Here is a 23134-nt window from a genome sequence, read left to right on the forward strand (position 1 = left end):
GCCACCTCGAAATTTTGCTGACTTTGGTCGTCTACACCCGCTCGTAACCGATGCTAGACTCAGGCCTCTGAGAACAACAACGAGCACAGGACGTATTCATGAAACTCGAGACACTCGCCGTACACGCCGGCTACAGCCCCGACCCCACCACCAAGGCCGTCGCAGTTCCGGTATATCAGACCACCTCCTATGCGTTCGACGACGCCCAGCACGGTGCCGACCTGTTCGACCTGAAGGTGGCTGGCAACATCTATACCCGCATCATGAACCCCACCAATGATGTGTTGGAACAGCGTGTCGCAGCTATGGAGGGCGGCATCGCAGGTCTCGCGGTCGCTTCAGGCATGGCCGCCATCACCTATGCGATCCAGACCCTGTGCGAAGTGGGCGACAACATCATCTCCACCAGCGAGCTGTACGGCGGCACCTACAACCTGTTTGCCCATACCCTGCCCCGACAGGGTATCGAGGTTCGTTTCGTCAACAAGGACGACTTCGCCAAGATGGAGTCGCTGATCGACTCGCGCACCAAAGCCGTCTTCTGTGAGACCGTTGGCAACCCCTCTGGTGGTATCATCGATATCGAGCAGGTCGCCGAGCTGGCCCACCGCCACGGCGTGCCGGTCATTGTGGATAACACCGTGCCCAGCCCGGCACTGTGGCGCCCCATCGAGCAGGGCGCAGACATCGTCGTCATCTCAGCCACCAAATATGTCGGTGGACACGGCAACTCCGTCGGCGGCGTTATCGTCGACTCCGGAAAATTCCCCTGGGCCGAGCACAAGGATCGTTTCCCGCTCCTCAACGAGCCCGACCCCTCCTACCATGGCGTGGTCTACACCGAAGCCTTCGGGCCTGCGGCCTTTATTGGACGTGCGCGCGTCGTGCCGCTTCGAAACATGGGCGCTGCAATCTCGCCAATGAACGTTTTCCTGCTGCTTCAGGGTCTTGAGACGCTTCCATTGCGCATGGAACGTATCTGCGAGAACGCGCAGAAGATCGCCGAGTATCTGCAGAACCATCCGGCCGTGACCTGGGTAAAATACGCAGGTCTTGAGAGCCACAAAGATTATGCGCTGGCGAAGAAATACATGAACGGGAAGGCCTCCGGCATCCTGAGCTTCGGTCTGAAGAGCGGCCGCGAAGGCACTCGCCAGTTCTACGATGCCCTTGAGGTCTTTACCCGACTGGTGAATATCGGCGACTGCAAGTCTCTGGCCGCCATTCCCGCGGAAACGACCCATCGTCAGCTCAATGACGAGGAACTCAAGTCCGCGGGCGTCTCACCAGAGATGGTTAGACTGTCGATCGGTATCGAGCACATCGACGATCTGATCGCCGACCTCGAACAGGCACTGGCCAAGGCGTAAATCACGCCTGACCTGCGTCGCCAACCGGTGCCAGGCAGTGTTCGATAAACCGCGTCAGCGCCGGTGTTTGCCGGCGTTGACGATGCTGCACCGTATAGAACCAGCGATGAATGCGCCTCTCAGGTGCCAACTCGACCAGCTCACCTGCATCGAGCGCACGGGCAACAACCTGACGCGACAGGCAGCTGACACCAAGGCCTGCCAACAGTGCGCTGCGAATCGCCTCCGAGCTGCCCAACTCAAGTGCAATATTGACCTTGTCCAGCCGCGCCAGAAGCTGCTGCTCGACAACGCTACGCGTACCCGACCCCCGCTCACGCACGATCCACGGCAGTGCCGCCAACTGCTCATCCGTTACATCAGTGCGTGACCAGGCTGACTCCCGGGCCGCAACGATCAGCATCTCATCCTGACACCAGTGTTTGACGGTCAAATCCGGGTGTTGCACGCTGCCCTCGACCAACCCCAGTTCCAGCTCACAGCGCGCCACCTGCTCGGCTATATCGCCGGTATTGGCGATGCTCACCTGAGTGCCGGATAACGCCGTCGGCATGCTGGCCAGCAAACGCGGCAGCAGGTAGTTGCCGATGGTGGTACTGGCACCGAGCTGAAGGTGGCCACCCTGCTCGAGAAACAACCGGCTCATCTGTTCGGACTGCGCCAACAGCTGCCGCGCCTCGGGATAAAACAGCCGGCCATTACCGTTCAGTACCAGTTTGCGCCCCACTCGATCAAACAACTCGGCCCCCAGACGCTGTTCGAGTTCAGCCAGAGCGGCGCTGGTTGCGGATTGCGACAATGCAATCGCCTCGCCCGCCGCCGTGGTCGATCCCTGCTCCGCCACGGCCAGAAAAACCTGAACCTGTCGCAGTGAAATCATAAAATCACCTATTTTTTAGGTTATTCATACTAATTCAATCCGTTTTTACGATTCAACCATATCCCCTAGACTGCGTGCCATATCCAGCCCATCCACGGAGAGCGAGAGATGACAGTGCGCACCAACGCCTATCGCCTGCGACAGCCCAGCATATTGCGACACAAGGCTACTCGTAGTGCAGTCTCGCTCATACCAGGCCTGATCCTCTGTGCCGCGGTTGCCTTGGGTGCACAGCAACTGGGTACCTTGGCACTGTTTACCACGCTCGGTCCGCTGACGTTGGCGATGCTGATTGGCCTGATTATTGGCCAGCGGCTGCCAGCCCGACTTAGTAGCCAGACCAGCAGCGGCACCCAACTGGCCCGAACCCGTTTACTGCGTTTGGGTATCGTGCTCTATGGACTGCGCATCAGCCCCCAGGATCTGATACATGTTGGCGGTAGCGCGTTACTGATCGATGCAGTGGTCGTAACGGGTATCTTTTTATTAGCAGGCTGGGTTGGTACGCGGCTACTAAAGCTCGAACTGCGTACCGCCTTGCTGGTCGGCGCCGGAAGCGCTGTTTGTGGCGCAGCCGCGATTCTGGCAATTGCACCGGCCTTGCGCGCCAAGGCAAGCGACATCCCGGTCGCCATCGCAACCGTTGTGTTGTTCGGCACTGCTGCGATGCTGCTATACCCTTGGCTGTGGACATTGCCAACGATTCAGCACCTGTTCGGTGGTGCTGACATCGCGTTCGGTCACTATCTCGGTGCCACCGTCCATGAGGTCGCCCAGGTTGCCGCCGCTGCCAACGCACTGAACCCGGAAGCCGGCCAAGCCGCCGTCATCACCAAGCTCATTCGTGTCATGCTTCTCGTCCCGCTTATATTGGTGGTATCCGCCTATTTCGGCCGACAGGAGACTGGCGCGGACGGTGCAGGCAAAGTCAGCGTCAAGCTACCCTGGTTTGCACTGGCGTTTATGGTGATGCCGCTGCTCAATGCCAGTGGACTGCTGAGCCGGGACGTTTTGGAACAGATTCAGCAGCTGGACACGCTGCTACTGGCTATGGCGATGGCCGCGCTGGGTCTCGAAACCCGCTTTTCCACATTGAAAAACAGCGGCCTGAGGCCGCTGCTTTTAGGAGCCCTGCTGTTCGTGGTGTTGGTCACGGCAGGGATGGCGCTGACGCTGGTTGTCGGCGTATCAGGATGACACCAGACACTCGACACGTGCCACCGCACTGTCGAGCTGGCTCTCCAGTTCTTCCCGACCGCCGACGCAGAAATCCAGATCGGTAACCTGGCCGTTGGTCAGGCTGTACACCCATCCATGCACGGTCAGATCCTGACCACGATCCCAGGCATCCTGAACGATTGTGGTATTGCACACGTTATGGGCCTGCTCGATTACATTGAGTTCGCACAGACGGTCGTTCTGCTCAGCCGTGTCCTCCCATGGACCAACCAGATCGCGATACTGAATATACACATCGCGGATATGGCTTAGCCAGTTGTCGATCAAGCCATGACGCGTACTGTCCATCGCCGCACGCACCCCACCACAGCCGTAATGACCGACGACCATGATGTGTTTGACCTTGAGCACCTCGACCGCGAACTGGAGCACCGACAGGCAGTTCATGTCCGAATGCACCACCAGGTTGGACACGTTACGGTGAACGAATAGCTCACCCGGCAGCAGATCGACGATCTGGTTAGCGGGCACACGGCTGTCGGAGCAACCGATCCAGAGGTAATCCGGCGCCTGCTGCGAGGCAAGCGTCGAGAAAAATTCCGGGTCCTGTTCTGTAATCCGTTCGGACCAGCTGCGGTTCTTCTCAAACAGATCGTGTAGCCTGTTCATAATTATTCCGTTGGGTCTAGAGATGGCTGATCAGGCCCGACACGGGTGTCGGGCCCTGTCCAAGTGTGACGTAAAACCGGTTATCGGGTTCAGTCGTGATAGGCAACACTGAGTTCGTGTACCGCATCGACGAACACCCCGGCACTCTCCGGATCCACAAACTGATGGATACCATGTCCGAGGTTGAATACATGCCCGTTGCCCGGTCCGAAGCTCTCCAGGATTGCCGCAACTTCGCTGCGGATACGTCCGGCCGGTGCGTACAGAACGCTCGGATCCATGTTGCCCTGCAAAGCCACGCGATCACCGACGCGACGACGCGCCTCGCCAATATCGGTGGTCCAATCCAGGCCCAATGCGTCGGCACCGGTATCGGCCATCGACTCCAGCCACTGGCCACCGTTCTTGGTGAACAGAATCGCCGGCACACGGCGACCTTCGTTCTCACGAATCAGACCTTCCACGATCCGTTTCATGTACGCCAGCGAAAACTCCCGGTACATAGGACCGCTCAGAGCGCCACCCCAGGTATCGAAGATCTGCACCGCCTGTGCACCGGCGAGGATCTGCTCATTCAGGTACAAGGTCACCGCATCGGCCAGTTTACCCAGCAGCGCGTGCATCACCTCGGGGCGCGCGTACATCATCTCTTTGATGTGACGGAAATCCTTGCTGGACCCACCCTCGACCATATAGGTTGCCAACGTCCAGGGGCTGCCCGAAAAGCCGATCAACGGCACACGACCGGCCAGCGCCGAGCGGATCTCCCGCACGGCAGCGATGACATAATCGAGGTCCCGCTTGATATCCGGAACCGGCAAGGCGTCGACATCCTCGGCGGTGCGCAGGATCTTCTTGAATCGCGGACCTTCCCCAGCTTCAAAGTAGAGACCAAGCCCCATCGCATCGGGAATCGTGAGAATATCGGAGAATAGAATCGCCGCATCGAGATCGTATCGCTCCAGAGGTTGCAGCGTGACCTCACAGGCCAGTTTCGGGTTCTTGCATAAACTCATGAAATCGCCGGCCTGAGCGCGTGTTTCGCGGTACTCGGGCAGGTAACGCCCAGCCTGACGCATCATCCAGACCGGTGTGCAATCAACCGGTTCACGCAGCAACGCGCGCAGAAAGCGGTCGTTCTTCAGCTCAGCCATCTTTTCACTCACCCATGATCAATTCAAAGCCGGCCCATTCTAGCGATTTCCGTCTGTAAATTCTTCGTCAATCGCGCCTGATACGATCCCCGTCAACTTGAACACCGATCGACAGGACCTTGTAATCAATATTTTGACGTCGAAATTTCTCTACCTACGAAAGCCAATCAAGTGAAACGTCGGTGCCACGTCCTTAACCGTCAGACCTGAACACTGGATCAACATTAGTAAACCTTGTGGTAAAATCGCCCTCAGGTTTACAAACGATCGGTCCGCACCATGCGAAAAGAGACCAGTGTCATCTCCCTGCCCAGCCGCGCCGACCAGCATGATCACGGTTATCATCAGCTGGTGTTCGGCCTTGAGGGCGATACCGAATTCGATCTGGCCGGTTACTGCCGCCCGGTCAATTTCGGCTGGGGCTGCCTGATGCCATCCGCGACCGGTCATGCCTTCCACGGTCTCGGCGACAACCGCATTGTCGTCGTCAATCTGCCCACCGAGGGTGAAGACCGACAGCTACAACAGCGTATCGAGCAACTCTTTCGACGCCCCGACTATTTCAACTGCGCGCCCCAGATGCAGTTACTGCTCAACGCCCTGAGCCGGGAGATGCAGCAAAACCCCAACGACACTCTGCTACAGGACGCCTGCGCCAGCACACTGGTCTGCGCTTTGCAGCGTCAACTGGAGCATCAGCGCAGCACGCCTCGCCATATGGGTCGCTTGAACATGGACCTGATCGACGCCTATATCGCCGCGCACATGGAACGACGCATTACTGTCTCGGAGCTTGCTGGCAACGCATGCCTGAGCGATAGCCAGTTTTTCGCCCTGTTCCGTGATCAGACAGGGCTGACTCCGCAGCAGTATGTGACCGAGCGCAGGTTGCACGCAGCAGCAACGGCGCTCACTCACTCGGACATGAGTATTTCTGAGCTGGCCGTGCGCTTCGGATTTGCCAACCAAAGCAACCTGACCCGCGCCTTTACTCGCCGCTTCGGCACCTCGCCAGCCCGTTACCGCCGCACACATCAGAACTGATTGACCAGTTTCTGGACTCAATTCCGGAGAACGGGACAAATTTTCCGTAGCTCAGGAAAAGACCCGACACAACATCCTTCCTTACCCTGCATGTATGTTAGGCCGGGTCTACAGTACATAGAACTCGTTGCAGTACACAGAATCGATACTCGTACCGAGCGCGACTGACCGGCCGGTGCGTACCATGTCAGGAGTTCTCTATGTTCAAGGCGATCGATACGCTCGAGCCTGGCTACATTCGGCAGCCAATGGACCTGCTCTGGCAACAGATATCCCCGCTTTACGCCGCAGACGAAGATCAGGTGCTGCGTGAACTGATGCCACTGGCAGAACCTCACGGCGACGAACTCACCAGCATAGAAGCCCGCGCCACCCGCCTGATCGAGCAGGTCAGGGCAGATGACGGCGCCATCCATATGATTGACGCGCTGTTGCTGGAATACAGTCTGGATACCCGCGAGGGCATACTGCTGATGTGCCTGGCCGAAGCGTTGATGCGCATTCCCGACACCGACACCGCTGACGCCCTGATCCGGGACAAGCTCAGCATTGCAGACTGGAAGCGCCACCTGAGCCAGTCCGAGTCCCTTCTGGTGAACGCCTCCACCTGGGGGTTGCTGCTCACCGGCAAGGTGGTCACCCTTGATGAACGCGAAGACGGCACACCCTCCGGCGTTATTAATCGCCTGGTCAACCGCCTGTCCGAACCGGTGATCCGCAAGGTCATGCAGCAGGCGATGAAGATCATGGGCCACCAGTTTGTACTGGGGCGCGATATGCCCGAGGCCACCAAGCGCGGTCGGGAATATCGTGAGCGAGGATATACCTACTCATTCGATATGCTCGGTGAAGCGGCCCTCACTGCGGCGGACGCTACCAAGTACTATACCGATTACACCCGCGCTATCGATCATGTCGGCAATCTGCCTGATATCGGCAGCTCACCACGCCCCAGCGTCTCAATCAAACTCTCGGCTCTGCACCCGCGTTACGAGGTACTGCAGGAGGCCCGAGTGATGGAGGAGCTCGCCGAGCGTGTATTCCTGCTAATACGCCGAGCCCGCCCGCTCAATGTGGCGCTGACCATCGATGCCGAAGAGGCCGATCGTCTGGAGCTTTCGCTTAAGTTGTTCGAAAAGCTCTATCGCAGCCAGGAAACCCTCGGCTGGGACGGATTGGGCCTGGTCGTACAGGCCTACTCGAAACGCGCCCTGCCGGTTCTCACCTGGCTGGCGGCGCTGTCACTGGATGTGGGCGATCGTATCCCCGTGCGACTGGTCAAGGGCGCGTACTGGGACAGTGAGATCAAGGTGTGTCAGCAACGGGGACTCTCAGGTTACCCTGTCTATACCCGCAAGGAAGCCACCGATGTCGCCTACCTTGCCTGCGCTCGTTTCCTGCTGGGTGAACATATCCGCGGCCTGATTTGGCCGCAATTCGCCAGCCATAATGCCCATACCGTCGCGTCGATCATGACGCTGGCGAAACACGCGGACTTCGAGTTTCAGCGCTTGCATGGCATGGGCGATGCGCTCTACGATCAAGTGCTCGACACCGCCGGTGTTACGGTGCGCATCTATGCCCCTGTGGGTAACCACAAGGATTTGCTGCCCTATCTGGTTCGACGCCTGCTCGAGAACGGTGCCAACTCATCTTTCGTGCATCGTCTGGTCGATCAACGCTGTCCAATCAGCGACCTGATTCAGCATCCCTGGCAGGTACTTCATAGCCGCGACACCCTTCACAATCCCAACATACCGCTGCCCGAAGCGATCTTTGGTGCGGAGCGCAACGCCTCCAAGGGCCCCAACATTCTGATCGAAAGCCAGTGGCTGCCGTTTTCCGAAAAGGTTGGTGAATGTCTAGAACAATGCTGGCAAGCCGACCCCATTATCGATGGCCGCGCGACGCCAGGCCAGGCGCTTCACAGCGATGTTCGCTCACCTGCCAATCGCGACATTCTGGTTGGACAGGTCACTTACGCCGATCATGCACAGACTATCGCGGCAATCGATGCCGCCGAACGCTTCCTCCCGGTGTGGCAAAGCACATCCGTCACCGAACGCACCGCGCCCCTGCGTCGCCTTGCCGACTTACTTGAGCAGCATATGGAAGAGCTGGTGGCACTGTGCCATCAGGAAGCCGGCAAGACGATTCAGGACAGTATCGACGAAGTACGCGAAGCTGTGGATTTCTGCCGCTACTATCCAGCCCGCGCCGAAGCGCTCTACGAAGAGCACCTTGAACTCGGCACGCTCTCAGGCGACACAGCCCATTGGCAGCGGCAGGGACGCGGCATATTCGTCTGCATCAGCCCATGGAACTTCCCGCTTGCCATCTTCCTCGGCCAGATCAGCGCGGCGCTGGTCACCGGTAACTGCGTTATCGCCAAGCCCGCCGAACAGACCAGCCTGATTGCCGCCCGCGCCATCGAGCTGATGCTGCAAGCCGGTATTCCAGGCGGCGCTATCCAGTTCCTGCCAGGCGAGGGTACCACGGTCGGCGCGGCCCTGACCTCGGATCCGCGTATTGCAGGCGTTGCGTTTACCGGCTCGACCGAAACCGCCCAGCGTATCAACCGCTCGCTGAGCCGACGCGAGTGTGAACCCGCCACCCTGATCGCCGAGACCGGCGGACAAAATGCCATGATCGTCGACTCGACCGCGCTGCCCGAACAGGTGGTCAAGGATGCCGTGCTGTCCGGGTTTGCCTCGGCTGGCCAACGCTGCTCCGCGCTACGCGTGCTCTGCGTACAGAACGATATTGCCGATCGCATCATTGAACTGCTCAAGGGCGCCATGGCAGAGCTGACACTGGGTGATCCGGCGCTACTGAGCACCGATATCGGGCCAGTCATTGATGAACAGGCTCAGTCGAGTCTGCTTGAACATATTGCGCGCATGAAAGAGCACGCCAAGGTGCTGGCACAGACGCCAATGTCCGGCTGTACAAAGCGCGGCATGTACGTGCCACCGACGGCAATCGAGATCAGCCGTATCGATCAGATTGGCCGTGAGCAGTTCGGTCCCATTATCCATGTACTGCGCTACAGCGCGCGCCACCTGGATCAACTGATCGACCAGATCAATGCAGCCGGGTATGGCCTGACTCTGGGCATTCACAGCCGCAACGAACGCACCGCCGCCCATATCGAGGCACGCGCCCGGGTTGGCAACACCTATATCAACCGCAACCAGATCGGTGCCGTCGTCGGCGTTCAACCCTTTGGCGGTCAGGGGCTCTCAGGCACCGGCCCCAAAGCTGGCGGCCCTTACTACCTACCCCGTTTCACCCGACTGATTCCGGTCGATAAGGCTTAACGGAGGATATATCGATGACCGATCACCTGTTTTTCGGCGCCGACCACGCCGCCGTCTTCGAAAACTGGAATCGCCGCGGATTTGCCTATCGCTGCAAACTGCTACGCGCAGCGCTGGATCAGCTGCCACTGGCAGGAGATCACGAAGAGCAACTAAGGCTCATCCCCCTTCTACTGGACCGTGCACTGCATATGGACAGGGTCGTAAGCCTGCCGGGTCCTACCGGCGAGAGCAACGAACTCTACCTTAGCGGTCGGGGCGATGCATTGGTGTTCGGTACTGAAAGCGCAAGCTGCGTGGCCCTCGCCGGGCAGGTATTTAGCGCCCTTGCCTGCGGCAATCCGGTCCTGCTCGGCGGCGCTGCCGAGCAGGAATGGTGCAGCCGTCTGGTCACGCTGCTGCATCAGATTGGCGTACCTCGCGGCATCCTGACCCTGACCGATGACACACCGATAGAAGCACTGATGCAGCTGCCTCATTTGGCCTTGGTTGCGCCGGTCTGTCAGGGAAGAGAGCTGCCTTCGTTCCAGCGCCAGCTCGCTGAACGCCAAGGTTTGCTGGTGCAACTGGTCCCGGAAACCGATGCAGTGCGCTGCACGACCCTGCTGCAACCGGATCACCTGCATCGATTCGTGACTGAAAAAACGCGCACCATCAACACCACCGCAGTGGGCGGCAACGCCACGCTGCTTGAACTGGGCAGCAGCGCTGCCTGACCCCGGTGTGAATGCCGGCCAGGCCCTTGCGGCCCGCCCGGAATATGCCAGGCCGAACGGAAGCGTCTGGCATTCGCATCTGATAAAGCCGGTAACTCGACAGCTCAGGCTTCTGACGCCTGCGGCCTCGCTGTTACTTGAAACCCAACAAGACAGATAAAAGATAGAGTCCATGACCGATAACAATCTGGCAATCTACGGCACCTTTGTCGTCTACCTGCTTCTAATGCTGGCGATAGGCTATTACGCCTATCTGCGAACCAAAAACTCATCTGACTATTTCCTCGGCGGTCGCTCTCTCGGCCCTTGGCCCGCCGCACTCTCTGCCGGCGCATCCGATATGAGTGGTTGGCTTCTGCTGGGCCTGCCGGGCTACGCCTATGGCTCGGGACTTGAGTCTCTCTGGCTGGCCGCCGGCCTGCTGATCGGTACCTGGGGCAACTGGCTGATCACCGCCAAGCGTCTGCGCACTTACAGTATTGTGGCCAATGATTCCCTGACACTGCCGGAGTTCTTCGCCAACCGTTTCCGCGACAACTCCCGCGCCCTGCAGGTGATCTCCGCCTTTTTCATTCTGCTGTTCTTCCTGTTCTATACAAGCTCAGGCCTGGTTGCCGGTGGCAAGCTGTTTGAAACCGTATTCGGTCTCGACTACAGCACTGCCGTAATCATCGGTACCGTCTGTGTGGTCTCCTACACCCTGTTCGGCGGTTTTCTCGCGGTCTCCTGGACCGATCTTGTGCAGGGCCTTTTGATGGCCGCGGCGCTTATGATCGTGCCGATCATGGTGATGCAGGTCGACGGTGGCTGGAGTGCCATGTTCGACTCTCTGGAGCAGATAAACCCTGAGCTTTTGACGATCACTCAGGATAACAGTGGCGAATCTCTGAGCCTGATCGCCATCGTCTCGCTGATGGCCTGGGGTCTGGGTTATTTCGGCCAGCCGCATATTCTGGCGCGTTTCAAAGCGGCACGCAGCAATGAGGATATCCCGACGGCACGCCGCATTGCGGTTACCTGGACAGGCCTGTCGATGGCCGGTGCGGTATTTGTCGGTCTGGCCGGTCTCGTCTACGTGAACGGTCACATGCCGGGCGATATCGCCGACGGTGAGAAGATCTTCATGGTACTGGTCAACGCCGTGTTCCATCCGGTGGTTGCCGGTATTCTGCTGGCAGCAATTCTGGCGGCGATCATGAGCACCGCCGACTCTCAGTTGCTGGTGTCCTCTTCAGCTCTGGCCGAAGATTTCTACAAGCAGTTGTTCCGCCGCGACGCTTCCCAGAAAGAGATCGTCATGGTCGGCCGTATTGCCGTGCTGGGTCTCTCCTTCGTTGCACTGCTGCTCGCATTCAACCCCGAATCCAGCGTTCTGGGACTGGTGTCCTACGCCTGGGCCGGTTTCGGCGCAGCATTCGGCCCGGCTCTGTTACTGAGCCTCTACTGGCCGCGCATGAACCGCAACGGCGCTCTGGCTGGCATCGTGGTAGGCGCACTGACCGTGGTGATCTGGAAACAGCTCGCCGGCGGCCTGTTCGAGGTATACGAGATCGTACCGGGCATCATCTTCGCGACTGTTGCCGTTATCGTCGTCAGCCTGTTTACCGCGGAACCCGAACCCGCCGTGATCGAACAGCACAACGAGATGCTGCGCAAGCTGTAATCCTTTGCAACACCCCACCAGCGCCTGGCAGCCTGGTGGGTCTCCATTCGATGCCATCCGATTCGCGCCGTCCCCACGGCGCTTTTTTTTGTGTCCGCATCAACGTTTACATCGAAAACCTGCTAACCAACCGACGGCTACGCGGGCATAAGATGACGATCTTAACCACAGGAAAAGGGATATTCAGGATGTGCACCTCCACGCTCACCGCCATCGCCGATTGCTCTGTCGATAACGAACAGGTTCGCGTCACCCGCTGGTCTTTCGCCCCCGGCGCCGAAACAGGCCATCACCGGCATGAATACGATTATGTCATCACACCGATTACTCACAGCCAGATGCGTATAGAGGATGCGCAGGGCGAACGTATTGTCGAGCTGCTGCCGGGTGTCAGCTATTTCCGCCCCGCCGGCATTGAACACAATGTAACCAACGTCGGCGATGACGAGATGATCTTTGTCGAGCTTGAACTCAAGCCGTCACAGCAGAGCTGAAAAAAACGCCACCAGCGCCGGGGGTTCTGGGCTGATGACGTATCAAGGTGCGTCACGAGGCGACGCGGGCCGTACTGAACAGCGGCAGAGGTGCTATTGGCTGCCGCTCTCCATACGTACGATAGGCTTGATGGTGATGCCCGATTCCGAATCGGCGATCGCGTCGTTGATACGCTCCATCGGGTAGAACTTCACCATCTTGTCAAACGGGAAACGCCCCTGCTGATAGAGACGTATCAGTGTGGGGATGAAGGTATCCGGGTCGGCCTCACCCTCGACGATGCCGATCAGTCGACGTCCGCCACTCATGAAGTGCACTTCATCGAGCACAATCTCGCTGCCCGGCGCCGAGGCTCCCAGTACACCGCAGGTACCGCGCGGCGCCAGACTTAATACCGCCCCTTTGATAACAGGGCCCAGACCCGTTGTATCCAGCGCATAGTCAAGACCATGACCGGTGATCTCCATGATCGCCGCAGCGGTGTTGATGTTTTTCGGGTTCAGAGTGTGGGTCGCGCCCACCTCCTGGGCGAACGCCAGGCGTTCGTCGTTCATATCCACAGCAATGACGGTGGTCGCACCGATCGCCTTGGCAGCCATGATCGCCGAGAGCCCAACAGAACCTGAGCCGAATACGGCAAAGCTCTTGCCCACCCCCACTTTCAGCGCATTGATGACCGCGCCGGCACCGGTCTGTACACCGCAGGCCAGCGGGCCGAGCAGCTCCAGCGACACATCCTTGGGCACTTTGACAATGTTGCGCTCATGACAGATGGCGTGGCTGGCGAAGGAGGACTGACCGAAGAAATGGCTGTGGATAACCTCACCCTCTTTCGCCAGCGCAGTCGAACCGTCAGTGCGGGTGGCAAAAAAGTTACGCGGAAAAAACTCATGGCAGTAACTCGGCGCATGGTCCTGACAGCTGGGGCAACCACCGCACGAGTCAAACGTCATCACCACATGGTCGCCCGGCACCACCTTGGTCACTGCACTACCGACGCGCTCCACTATACCCGCGCCCTCGTGGCCCAGCACCACCGGCAGCGGCGTGGGCAACATGCCGTCGCGCACGACGATATCGGTATGGCAGACACCGGTAGCCACCACCCGCACCAGAATTTCATCCGCCTGTGGCTCGCCGATCTCCAGCGTTTCCAGGCTTAACGGCCCATGGGTAAAACGGGCAACAGCCGCACGTATTTTCATCATCACACTCCGTTCTTATTCTCTCGCACCCACCGACCGAACGGCCGGTGGGACGTTTTATGAGCCTCAGGCAAGGGCCCGACGCAGCACCGTCGCGACCTGCTCCAGCGCCAGCCGAGCGCTCTCGCTGATCCCGGCCATGCTGATATAGCCGTGGGCCAGGCCTGCGTATTCCACCAGCGTGACCGAGGTACCGGCCGCCGCCATCGCTTCGGCATAGGCAATCCCCTCGTCGCGCAACGGGTCGTACCCCGCCACCTGCACCAATGCCGGTGGCAGCCCGGAAAGATCGGTCGCATCCAGCGGCGCCAGACGAAAATCGGCTGGCTCGTCGCTGCCGCTCAAGTAATGGCCCATGAAGTAGCTCATGGCGCGGCTGGTCAGGGTGTAGCCCGCGCCAAATCTACGATAGGCGTCATATTGCAGCTGGCCATTGGCAGTGGCGGGATAGATCAGGCACTGCACTGCCAACGCAGGGCCGCCCCGATCACGCGAGAGCAACGCGCAGACAGCACTGAGATTGGCACCGGCGCTGTCACCGGCAATGGCGATACGACTCGGATCAATCCCCAGCTCCGTTGCCTGTTCGCGCAGCCAGACCAGCGCGGCGTAGCTGTCCTCAACCGCCGCCGGGAAGGGGTGCTCCGGTGCCAGGCGGTAGTCGACCTGCACCACCAGACAACCGGACAGGGCCGCGATATTACCGGCGACGCCGTCATAATCACTCGGACAACCGACAACGAAACCACCGCCGTGCAGGTAGAGTACGGCCCCCCGCACCTCGGCCTGCGCAGGGCGGTAGCAGCGCAATATCAGTTCGCCGCCCGGCCCGGCCATCCTGCGCTCGCTGAGCGTCACCTCGGCGGGCACGGGCAGGTCGGTAGCGGACAGGATCTGGCTGTACACCTCACGTGCAGCGGCAGGCGGTAGATCCGCGAAATCCGGCGCACCGGCGGCCTTGGCCTGTTCGAGTAGAGCCTTAATCTGTGGATCAAGCATGACGCTCATCTCCGGTTAGTGCGTAGGCGGTCGAATTCTGTGCCACCTCCGCGCCGGGGGAGTTGCCTTCTTCCTCGCCGGGCTGTCCCCGCTGCCCCGAGCGCTCGGTCGTCTCGGCACGGAACAGCAGATGGGCCAGCGCCGGCAGCAGGATCAGCGCACCGAGCATGTTGAACAGGAACATGAACGCCAGCAGTATCCCCATATCGGCCTGGAAACGGATCGGCGAGAACACCCAGGTCGCCACAGCGACGGCCAGAGTGGCTCCGGTCAGCATCACGATGCGGCCAGTCTGGCGCAGCGCGGAGCGATAGGCATCGCCCAGCGACTGACCGTCGCGCAGGCCGATCAGCAGTACCGACAGCACATAGAGGGCGTAGTCGACGCCGATGCCGACCCCCAGCGCGATCACCGGCAGGATCGCCACCTTGATGCCGATACCGAGCTCCACCATCAGCGCCTGACCGATCACCGAGGTCAGCATCAGCGGCAGCACCGCCGCCACCACGCCGCGCCAGCTACGGAAGGTGATCCAGCACAGCAGGATCACCGCGCCGTAGACCAGGTACATCATCCGATCCATCGACTGCTCGACGACAATATTGGTCGCCGCCTCGATGCCGGAGTTGCCTGCCGCCAACATGAAGTGAGTCTCGTCGTCGTTGTGTTCGGCGGCAAAGGCTTCGACGGTGGCCACGACGCTCTCCAGCGTGGCCGCCTTGTGATCCTTCAGATAGGCGTACACCGAGAGCAGGCTGCACTCCTGATTGAACAGTTCACGCGGGGCGCGGGTTTGTACCGCACCGAGGGCGGCATCGTTCGGGATCAGTTCCAGCCATTTGAAGTTGCCCTCGTTGTAGCCCACCATGGCAAAACGCGACAGCCGTGCCATGGAGTTGGTCGACTCTACACCGGGCAACCGCTCCAGCTCGGAGGTCAGCGCGCGCACCTTGGACAGCACGCTGTAACGGGTACAGCCGTCCACCGGTGTTTGCACCATCACCACGAAGATATCGGAGCTGGCGGCATAGTTGTCCACCATGAAGGCGTTGTCCCGGTTATAGCGCGAGTCGGCGCGCAGTTCCGGCGCACCAGCATCGAGATCGCCGATCTGCAGATCACGGCTGACCAACCCGGCAGACAGCGCCATCAACGCGGCAACACCCAGTGCGCCCAAGGCCCAACGGCGCTGGGTAAAGAGTGCGAAGAAGCGCCAGATCCGGCCCTGCTCGACCTCTTCGTCACCGACGGGTTCGCTACGCACGGCACGCGCCGCGGCGCGCGGTGTCACCCCGATAAAGGAGAGCAGCACCGGCAGCAGCACCAGGTTGGTCAGGATCAGTACCATGACACCGAGGCTGGCGGCGATCGCCAGTTCGCGGATCACGCCGATATCGATCACCAGCAGCACGGCAAAACCGACGGCATCGGTGATCAGTGCCGCCATGCCGGTACGGAACAGGCGGCGGAAGGTGTGACGCGCGGCGACATAGCGGTGCAGTCCGCTGCCGATATCGCGCATGATGCCGTTCATCTTCTGCGCACCGTGGCTGATGCCGATGGCAAACACCAGGAAGGGCACCAGGATCGAGTAGGGGTCCAGTTCGAAGCCGAGCAGCGCCAGCAGTCCCAGTTGCCAGAGCACGCCGACCAGCGAACAGCCCATCACCAGCAGTGCGCTGCGCAGGCAGTGGGTGTAGCCGTAGAGTACGGCGGTCGCCACCGCCACCGCCACGGCAAAGAAGCCCAGCACCTGCTGCAGACCTTCGATCAGGTCGCCGACGATCTTGGCGAAACCGGTGATATGGATCTCGATGCTGCCGGCCTGATACTTGCTGCGGATCTGCTCGATCTGCCGCGACAGCTCTCCGTAGTCCAGCGGCTCACCGGTCTGCGGGTTGGTATCCAACAACGGCACGTAGATCACGCTGGACTGGAAGTTGGGCGACACCAACTGTCCGATCTCGCCGGAGCGCTGCACGTTCAGACGCACCTGCTCCAGACTCTGCTCGGAGCCGTCGTAGTCGCCGGGAATGACAGTGTCGCCCTCCAGCCCCTCTTCGGTCACCGCGATCCAGCGCGTGGCCGGGGTCCACAAGGATTTCATATAGGGGCGATCGACGCCCGGCAGCAGATAGACCTCGTCGTTGATCTTGGCCAGCGTGCGCAGGTAGTTGTCGTCGAAGATCGACCCCTCTTTCACCGCTACTGCTATCCGCATCGAGTTGCCCAGCCCGGACAGCTCGGCGCGGTTGTCCAGGAAGTTGGCGATATAGGGGTGACCGGTCGGGATCATCTTTTCGAAGCTGGCGTTCAGACGCAGGCTGGAAGCCTGCCAGGCCAGCACCAGACTGGCGATCAGGCAGAGGATCAAAACCAGTGCACGGCGGTTGAATATGAGCCGCTCCAGCGGCGACCCCGAATGCAGATCAAAATCTTCCAGATGGCTTGCGCCGGATCTGGAGCGGTTTTTATTGTCGGTACTCAAGACTCTACTCCTCTACCGCGCCGAAACGGTGAACCCCGGCCAGACTGGCAACCACAGTGGCACCGTCGGCGGCCTGCACCACGCCGGACAGCGGCAGTGGCGGCAGATCGGGCACACGCGAGAACGGCTCTCCGTTGCGATCCACCAACACGCCGCCGGCCTGACTGGTCAGCAACAGGCGGCCATCGGTCAGGTTGGTCGCCGCGGTCAGCGTCTCGCCCTGCCCCGTGTCGAGTTCGCTCCAGCTGTCGCCGCCATCCTCGCTGCGAAAGGCGTTGCCGCGCAGGCCATAGGCAACGAAGGCGCCGTCCGCAACGGCGATGATGCCGAAGTAACTGCCCTCGTAGGGAGAATCGATCGCGTCAAAGTGTTGGCCGCCGTCGGTGGAACGCACCAGGGTGCCCTGCTCGCCCGCCAACATCAGCACGCCCTGAGACTGCGCCATACCGTAGAGATGCATCCCCATCGGGTTGTCCACGCGATCCAGCCAGGGTGTCCAGCTGTCGCCGCCGTCGTCGGTACGGAAAATCAGGTTATAGGCACCGAACACGAATCCGGTGCGCTCGTTAAGGAAAAACAGGTTCAGGAACGGCTTGTCCGGGCCGTCGTCGACCAGATATTGCGCCGTACTCACTGCCGATTCGTCGCCCTGGGCCTTGGCGTGCTCCAGTGCCAGTTCCGCTGCCTGAATACCGTCCAACTGCTTGCGCCAGGTTTGCCCACCGTCATCGGTGGTCAACACCACGCCCAGATGCCCCACGGCCCACCCCTTGTCGGCATCGACGAACTGCACCGCGGTCAGTGCCGCCGAGGTCGGCACCTGCTTGGCCTGATGCCAGGAGACGCCGTTGTCGTCCGACAGCAGCACCGTGCCCTCTTCGCCGACCGCCACCAGCCGCTCGCCGGCACGCGCGACCGCCAACATCGACTTGTGCAGCGCCAGCGGCGAGATCTGTGCCGGCCTGTCCAGCCCGGTGTAGCCGGTGGCGGCCAGGGCCGAGGCGCTACAGATCGGCGCGCCTAGCAGCAGTGCCGCACACACCGGCAACACTCTGGTTAATACTGATGAAGTGCCAAATACGGCCATAACTCACTCTCCACTCTCCACCCACTGCGTGCCGCGTGGCGCCGGAAGCTTCCGGCACCACGGGACGGGACTTGTCACACGGTCTCGGTCTTTAACGCGCACCGCGGTTGGCCAGCTCGACCGGGCTCCAGTTGTTCTCGGAGATCGGCTTGCTGATTTCGTAGTGTGGCGTGCCACCATTCATGGCCGCGTTGAGGTAGTACGCCCCGGTCTGCAGGTCGTAACCGCCCCACATCACGTTGGTCACAAGTGCTGGGAGCTCCGGTACCAGGTAGGTCAGCGAGTAGTTCATGCGCCACAGATCGCCTTTGGCGTCCCAGCCATCGAACAGCACGATGTGCCAGCTGTCTTCATCGATGTAGTAGCGACGTTTGGGTACGGTATGGCGCTGCCCCTGTTTAAGGTTGGCATCCACCACCCAAACACGATGCAGTTCCCAGCGCACATGGTCGGGATTGAGGAAGTGCTCGCCCATCAGGTCGTCGATCGACGCCAGGGCCGCCCCGTTGTTGTTGTAGGGAATGAACATCTCCTGCTTACCGACCAGCGTATAGTCGTGACGATCGATCGGGCCGAACATCATGAACGCCTCGTCGAACAGACCAACGCCGGAGGTCACAAAGTCGGGCGTGTCGTACGCCACTGACGGTGCCTTACGCACACGGCGTTGGCCCACCAGGTACTGCCAGATGTTGCGGCGCTTGCCCGCTTCGGACGGATCATGCACCAGAATCGCTTCACCGGCCTTGGAGGCAGGGCCCGATACAATAAAGCGCCCCAGCTGGAAGGTGCCGTCATAGGATGACGCATTACCGCCTTCATAGTAGTAGGGCCACTGAATCAACTCCTCGCCTTCGCTGGCCAAAGCACGGTTACCGTCAGCGGTCACGATAAACGTACGCAGCGCGTAGCGTGCAGACTCGCCGGACCAGCTCAGACGATGGTTCCACATCGCTTCTGCGCCATCCTGCGGAATCGGGAAGGGGATTCCGCCGTAGGCACCACTGACCGAGTTTTTATCGGCCCCCAACTGCGCACCGGTCGCGTTGTTGAAGGTATTGTCATAGACCCACTGCGGTGCGGCGGCGGTACGGTGGCTGGGATAGATATCCATACGGAAGTCCGCGTGCTTGGCGAACAGCGCCTTCACCCCGTCGCTCAACTTATCGCTGTATTCCGCCAGATTGGCGGAGGTGATCGAGAACAGCGGTTTCTCGTCGGCAAACGGGTCTGGACGCGGCGCTCCGTTCTCGTAGCCCGGCGCGACGCTGGTATAGCCGCCATCCCAGGCGGGAATGGAGCCATCGGTATTACCGGCCTTTTCGGCACCGAAGGGGGTCAGGTTGGACTTAAGCTGGTTCGCCGTTTGTACATCCACTGCGGCCAGCGCCAACGACGCCGACAGGCTGAGAGCGGCACCGGCCACCAATGCTTGAACTGTCAATTTCATTATTTTTATCTCCACCGAGTTCGATTAGAAGGTGCGCTGAACGTACAGCGAGATGAAGTCGCGATCGCCGCGGGTCTGCTGGAAGGAGAGCGCAGGAGCCGGGTCGTTCTGCGGCGTTACGAAGCTGAACTCGTCGCCGAAGAAGTTCACGTAGCTGGCGCCGAACTTCCAGCTGTTCTGGTAGGTGCCGTTGATGCCGAGACTGAAGTCGCCGCCGTGGGTGGCGCCGCCGTTCATGTTGGCAATGGCACCGGAGCGACCCTTGAAGTTGTAGCCGAGGCCGATCGGCAGCTCGAGATCCAGCCCCGGCAGCACCTGGAAGTAGGCCGGATTGAAGATCATCCGCATCGCCCAGGCATCGCGCGTGGCGTTGGGGTCCAGTGCGCTCTCGTTCTTGCTTACCGACAGCACCCGGTTCCAGGCCAACTCGCCGATCAGCGCACCGCCATCCCAGAGGCTATTCGGCTGCATCACGTAGATACCGGACAGGTTGGCGTGCGCCGTTCTACCGATCGCATAGAGCGCGTTGTCGTCGTTGTCGGCCGCCATACCCGGCAGCACGATGACCGGATCGCTGTTCAGCGGTGCGTTGTCGCGGATCGACACTTCGGCCGCCAGGTTCAACTGACCGATCGACGTTGTCGCGCTGGCACCGTAGGTCCGGATGCCCTCGTGGTAAACGGTGCGGATCGTCTGATCCACCGGATTGAAGTAGAAGCCGGAGGGCGTTTTGGCATGGTACCGGGCAAAGTAGAGCCCGTACTCGAAATCCCCGTCATAGGGCGCGTAACGCAGCTGGATACCGCCCTGCCCCTGGTCATCCGGCTCGATATCGGCGATATGATTCCAGGAAACACCGGGGCCGACGATCAGTGACTCCGTTCCGGGACCGGCCCAGTCGATGTTGGACAGATAGCTGCCCACACCGGGCAGACGCGTCTCCTCCCAGGAGAGCTGGTAGTAACCACCGAGCGATACTTCGGGTGTAATCTGCAGGGTACCGGAGAGCTGGTTAACCGGGCGCAGCACCTCCTTGAACTGGGAGCTGGGCACGGACAGCAGCTTGATCAGATCGACCGGTCCCTGGGCATCGGCAATCCCGTTGGCGCCGAAGAACAGGGTTTCGCCGTATACCAGCGAGTGGCGCCCCAGACGCAGGTTGCTGCGCATCTCGCCGATATCGAAGTTGCCGTAGACGAATGCATCCAGCAGCTCCGCCTTGCGACCGTGCACGTCACGGGTTTCGTCGGTGAACTCGTCCGAATCGACACTGGTGGCGTTGTTGGTGAACGGCGAGTCGTTGTCGTTGCTCCGGTTGTAGACATCGTCATACCAGGCCGCGCCGCTGACACGAAAGCCCAGGTTCTTATAACGAGCGTCGAACTCACTGAGCCAATCGACTCGGTTGGAGATCAGACCCTTGTCGAAGTTGCGGTCACCGTCGTCGTAGTTGACGTCGTTGACCAGCACGTCGGATCTGTCCTGCACACGGAACGCGGTGCTGTACTTGAAGGTGTTGTCCCAACGCAGGTTGACATCCGAGTTGTCGGTGTCGAACTTATACGCCTGGGCCTGAGGTAACCAAAGCGCCGTGGCCATCGATATGGCGACTGCGAGCGGTTTCAAGCGAGAATTCTTATTCATATTTTACTCCTTCGCTTTGATAACAGGGCCTGCAAGCGGACAGGAAGAAGGGGGTACCCCAGCGGCTTGCAGGCAAATCGAATAGGTGAGGTCAGAACGGAAACGCGCGCGGAACCTCCTTAACGGTCACCCACTGCCACTGGGTAAACTCATCCCAGTCAGCCGGACCGCCGATGCTGCCGCCGTTACCCGACGCGCCCCGCCCACCGAAGGGGTTGGTGCACTCGTCGTTTACGGTCTGGTCGTTGATATGCAACATGCCGGAATTGAGGCGCTCGCCGATCGCCATGGCACGACCGACAGAGCGGGAGATCACCGCCGCCGAGAGGCCATATTCGGTGTCATTGGCCAGCTCAACCGCTTCGTCGTCGCTGCTAAACGTGATGATGCTGGCCACCGGGCCAAAGAATTCGTCACTGAACGCCCGCATCCCCGGCTTGACGCCGGAGAGTACGGTCGGCTTGTAGAAGCGCCCCTCGTAGGTGCCCCCAGCCTCCAGCACGGCACCTGCGGCGACACTCTCCTGCACGATGGCATCCAGCCTCACCAACTGGGCGTCGTTGATGATCGGGCCGAGCGCCACATTGCCGCTGGCCGGATCACCCACCGGCAGATGAGCCGCCTTCGCCACCAGGCGCTCAATCAACTGTGACGCAATCGATTCATGCACAATGATCCGACCTGAGGCCATACAGATCTGCCCCTGATGGAACCAGGCCCCGAAAGCCGCGGCGCTGGCCGCCAGATCCAGATCCGCATCCTCGGCAATAATCAGCGGGTTCTTGCCACCGAGCTCCAACATCACCTTTTTCAGATGACGCCCGGCCAGTTCGCCAACACGACGGCCAACTGCGGTGGAACCGGTAAAGGCGATCATGCGTATGTGAGGATCGGTGCACAGCGCCTCACCGGCATCTCCGGCGCCAGGGATCACATGTAGCACCCCCGGGGGCAGCCCGGCTTGCTCAAGAATGCGGGCGATGATGAAACCGCCGCTGACCGGTGTTCTGGGATCGGGCTTGAGCACTACGGCGTTACCGGCGGCAAGTGCTGGCGCCACGGCTCGAATCGACAGGATCAGCGGGAAGTTGAACGGCGAGATGACTCCCACCACACCCAAAGGCTGGCGCTTGGCATAGGAGAGACATCCAACCGTCGACGGCAGCAATAATCCATGATGCGGATCCAGCAGCATTGCTGCCGAGCGGCGCAATATCACCACCGCTTCACGGATCTCATGCTCCGCCTTCGCAAAGATCGCGCCGCTCTCCCGCGCTATCCACAGCTTCGCCACCTCACGGTCCGACTGCAAAAGATCCGCCGCACGGTTAAAGATCTCGGCCCTCTCTCGAGGCGGTATCGCCACCCACCGAGCCTGGGATTCCGATGCCGCACGCGCAGAGATGGAAATATCGGCAGCATCACCGATGCCGACCCGGGTTAGCGTTTCGCCAGTTGCAGGCTCCAAGACCTGGGCACTGCCTCCGTTCGCCTCCCGCCAGCTACCGTCGAAAATTCGCCCGTTCCAGAGCGCCGCATCCAACAGTGCGGCTCCTTCTGCGAATGACACGATACAAACCTCCACTGAGTTGTTAAGTGCCCACCCATGCTTGGGCAAGCCTTTCTTGTTGTTCACTCAATAGGGCAAGCGACATGCCAATATTGTTTTGCTGCACAACAGCATTGGTTCAAAACAATGTTTTTATTGGAGGATAAGTAGATTGAAGAAGCTGACTGCGGCATTGCACAAGAAATGATGAGGTACCCAACT

At 60.2% G+C, this 23134-nt stretch carries 17 protein-coding genes; 7 read left to right on the forward strand and 10 right to left on the reverse strand.

Annotated features, from left to right (window positions below; all coding sequences use genetic code 11):
* The first annotated feature begins 98 nt into the window (after positions 1-98).
* Complete coding sequence (locus ADIMK_RS03800) at positions 99-1370, forward strand: O-acetylhomoserine aminocarboxypropyltransferase/cysteine synthase family protein (protein WP_036183817.1); 1272 nt, start codon at positions 99-101, stop codon at positions 1368-1370.
* A 1-nt stretch (position 1371) separates the two neighbouring features.
* Here ADIMK_RS03800 and ADIMK_RS03805 read toward each other — a convergent pair whose 3' ends face one another.
* The gene (locus ADIMK_RS03805) at positions 1372-2250 is read right to left on the reverse strand and encodes a LysR family transcriptional regulator (protein WP_036183820.1); all 879 of its coding nucleotides are present in this window, start codon (positions 2248-2250) and stop codon (positions 1372-1374) included.
* Positions 2251-2358: 108 nt separating this feature from the next.
* On the opposite strand from ADIMK_RS03805, the gene ADIMK_RS03810 reads away from it, so the two are divergent.
* Positions 2359-3447 (forward strand): YeiH family protein, encoded by a 1089-nt coding sequence (locus ADIMK_RS03810; protein ID WP_051692421.1) that lies wholly within the window; start codon positions 2359-2361, stop codon positions 3445-3447.
* Here the strand turns inward: ADIMK_RS03810 and can are convergent.
* Positions 3439-4098 (reverse strand): carbonate dehydratase, encoded by a 660-nt coding sequence (can, locus tag ADIMK_RS03815; protein WP_036183824.1) that lies wholly within the window; start codon positions 4096-4098, stop codon positions 3439-3441. The genes ADIMK_RS03810 and can overlap by 9 nt on opposite strands.
* Before the next feature lie 89 nt (positions 4099-4187).
* Positions 4188-5252 carry a uroporphyrinogen decarboxylase gene (gene hemE, locus ADIMK_RS03820; protein ID WP_036183825.1) on the reverse strand — a complete coding sequence of 355 codons (1065 nt, stop codon included), beginning with the start codon at positions 5250-5252 and terminating at the stop codon, positions 4188-4190.
* Positions 5253-5531: 279 nt separating this feature from the next.
* Here hemE and ADIMK_RS03825 point away from each other — a divergent pair, with 279 nt between their 5' ends.
* From ADIMK_RS03825 to ADIMK_RS03845, 5 genes are all read left to right on the forward strand, one after another.
* Positions 5532-6296 (forward strand): helix-turn-helix domain-containing protein, encoded by a 765-nt coding sequence (locus ADIMK_RS03825; protein WP_036183827.1) that lies wholly within the window; start codon positions 5532-5534, stop codon positions 6294-6296.
* 200 nt (positions 6297-6496) lie between these two features.
* The gene (gene putA / locus ADIMK_RS03830) at positions 6497-9616 is read left to right on the forward strand and encodes a bifunctional proline dehydrogenase/L-glutamate gamma-semialdehyde dehydrogenase PutA (protein ID WP_036183829.1); all 3120 of its coding nucleotides are present in this window, start codon (positions 6497-6499) and stop codon (positions 9614-9616) included.
* 14 nt (positions 9617-9630) lie between these two features.
* A complete protein-coding gene (locus ADIMK_RS03835; RefSeq protein ID WP_051692423.1) occupies positions 9631-10332 on the forward strand; it encodes a hypothetical protein in 702 nt (233 codons plus the stop codon).
* A gap of 172 nt (positions 10333-10504) precedes the next feature.
* Positions 10505-11995: a sodium/proline symporter PutP gene (putP, locus tag ADIMK_RS03840; RefSeq protein WP_036183831.1), complete on the forward strand. Its 1491-nt coding sequence runs from the start codon at positions 10505-10507 to the stop codon at positions 11993-11995.
* A gap of 188 nt (positions 11996-12183) precedes the next feature.
* Positions 12184-12489 (forward strand): cupin domain-containing protein, encoded by a 306-nt coding sequence (locus ADIMK_RS03845; RefSeq protein ID WP_051692425.1) that lies wholly within the window; start codon positions 12184-12186, stop codon positions 12487-12489.
* A 93-nt stretch (positions 12490-12582) separates the two neighbouring features.
* Here ADIMK_RS03845 and ADIMK_RS03850 read toward each other — a convergent pair whose 3' ends face one another.
* The 7 genes from ADIMK_RS03850 to ADIMK_RS03880 form a co-directional block, all read right to left on the reverse strand.
* Positions 12583-13698: an NAD(P)-dependent alcohol dehydrogenase gene (locus ADIMK_RS03850; protein ID WP_231516995.1), complete on the reverse strand. Its 1116-nt coding sequence runs from the start codon at positions 13696-13698 to the stop codon at positions 12583-12585.
* Positions 13699-13761: 63 nt separating this feature from the next.
* Positions 13762-14694: an alpha/beta hydrolase gene (locus ADIMK_RS03855; protein WP_036183836.1), complete on the reverse strand. Its 933-nt coding sequence runs from the start codon at positions 14692-14694 to the stop codon at positions 13762-13764.
* Positions 14687-17182 carry an efflux RND transporter permease subunit gene (locus tag ADIMK_RS03860; RefSeq protein ID WP_081849645.1) on the reverse strand — a complete coding sequence of 832 codons (2496 nt, stop codon included), beginning with the start codon at positions 17180-17182 and terminating at the stop codon, positions 14687-14689. The genes ADIMK_RS03855 and ADIMK_RS03860 overlap by 8 nt, the downstream gene beginning before the upstream one ends.
* A 4-nt stretch (positions 17183-17186) precedes the next feature.
* Entirely contained in the window at positions 17187-18269 is a 1083-nt protein-coding gene (locus ADIMK_RS03865; protein ID WP_051692428.1) for a WD40/YVTN/BNR-like repeat-containing protein, read from the reverse strand.
* A 91-nt stretch (positions 18270-18360) separates the two neighbouring features.
* Entirely contained in the window at positions 18361-19719 is a 1359-nt protein-coding gene (locus tag ADIMK_RS03870; RefSeq protein ID WP_051692430.1) for a DUF1329 domain-containing protein, read from the reverse strand.
* A gap of 24 nt (positions 19720-19743) precedes the next feature.
* The gene (locus tag ADIMK_RS03875; RefSeq protein WP_036183838.1) at positions 19744-21363 is read right to left on the reverse strand and encodes a DUF1302 domain-containing protein; all 1620 of its coding nucleotides are present in this window, start codon (positions 21361-21363) and stop codon (positions 19744-19746) included.
* Positions 21364-21454: 91 nt separating this feature from the next.
* Positions 21455-22933 carry a benzaldehyde dehydrogenase gene (locus ADIMK_RS03880; RefSeq protein ID WP_036183840.1) on the reverse strand — a complete coding sequence of 493 codons (1479 nt, stop codon included), beginning with the start codon at positions 22931-22933 and terminating at the stop codon, positions 21455-21457.
* Positions 22934-23134 lie beyond the last annotated feature (201 nt).

It is taken from the genome of Marinobacterium lacunae, from assembly GCF_000705555.1.
Taxonomy (GTDB): domain Bacteria; phylum Pseudomonadota; class Gammaproteobacteria; order Pseudomonadales; family Balneatricaceae; genus Marinobacterium_D; species Marinobacterium_D lacunae.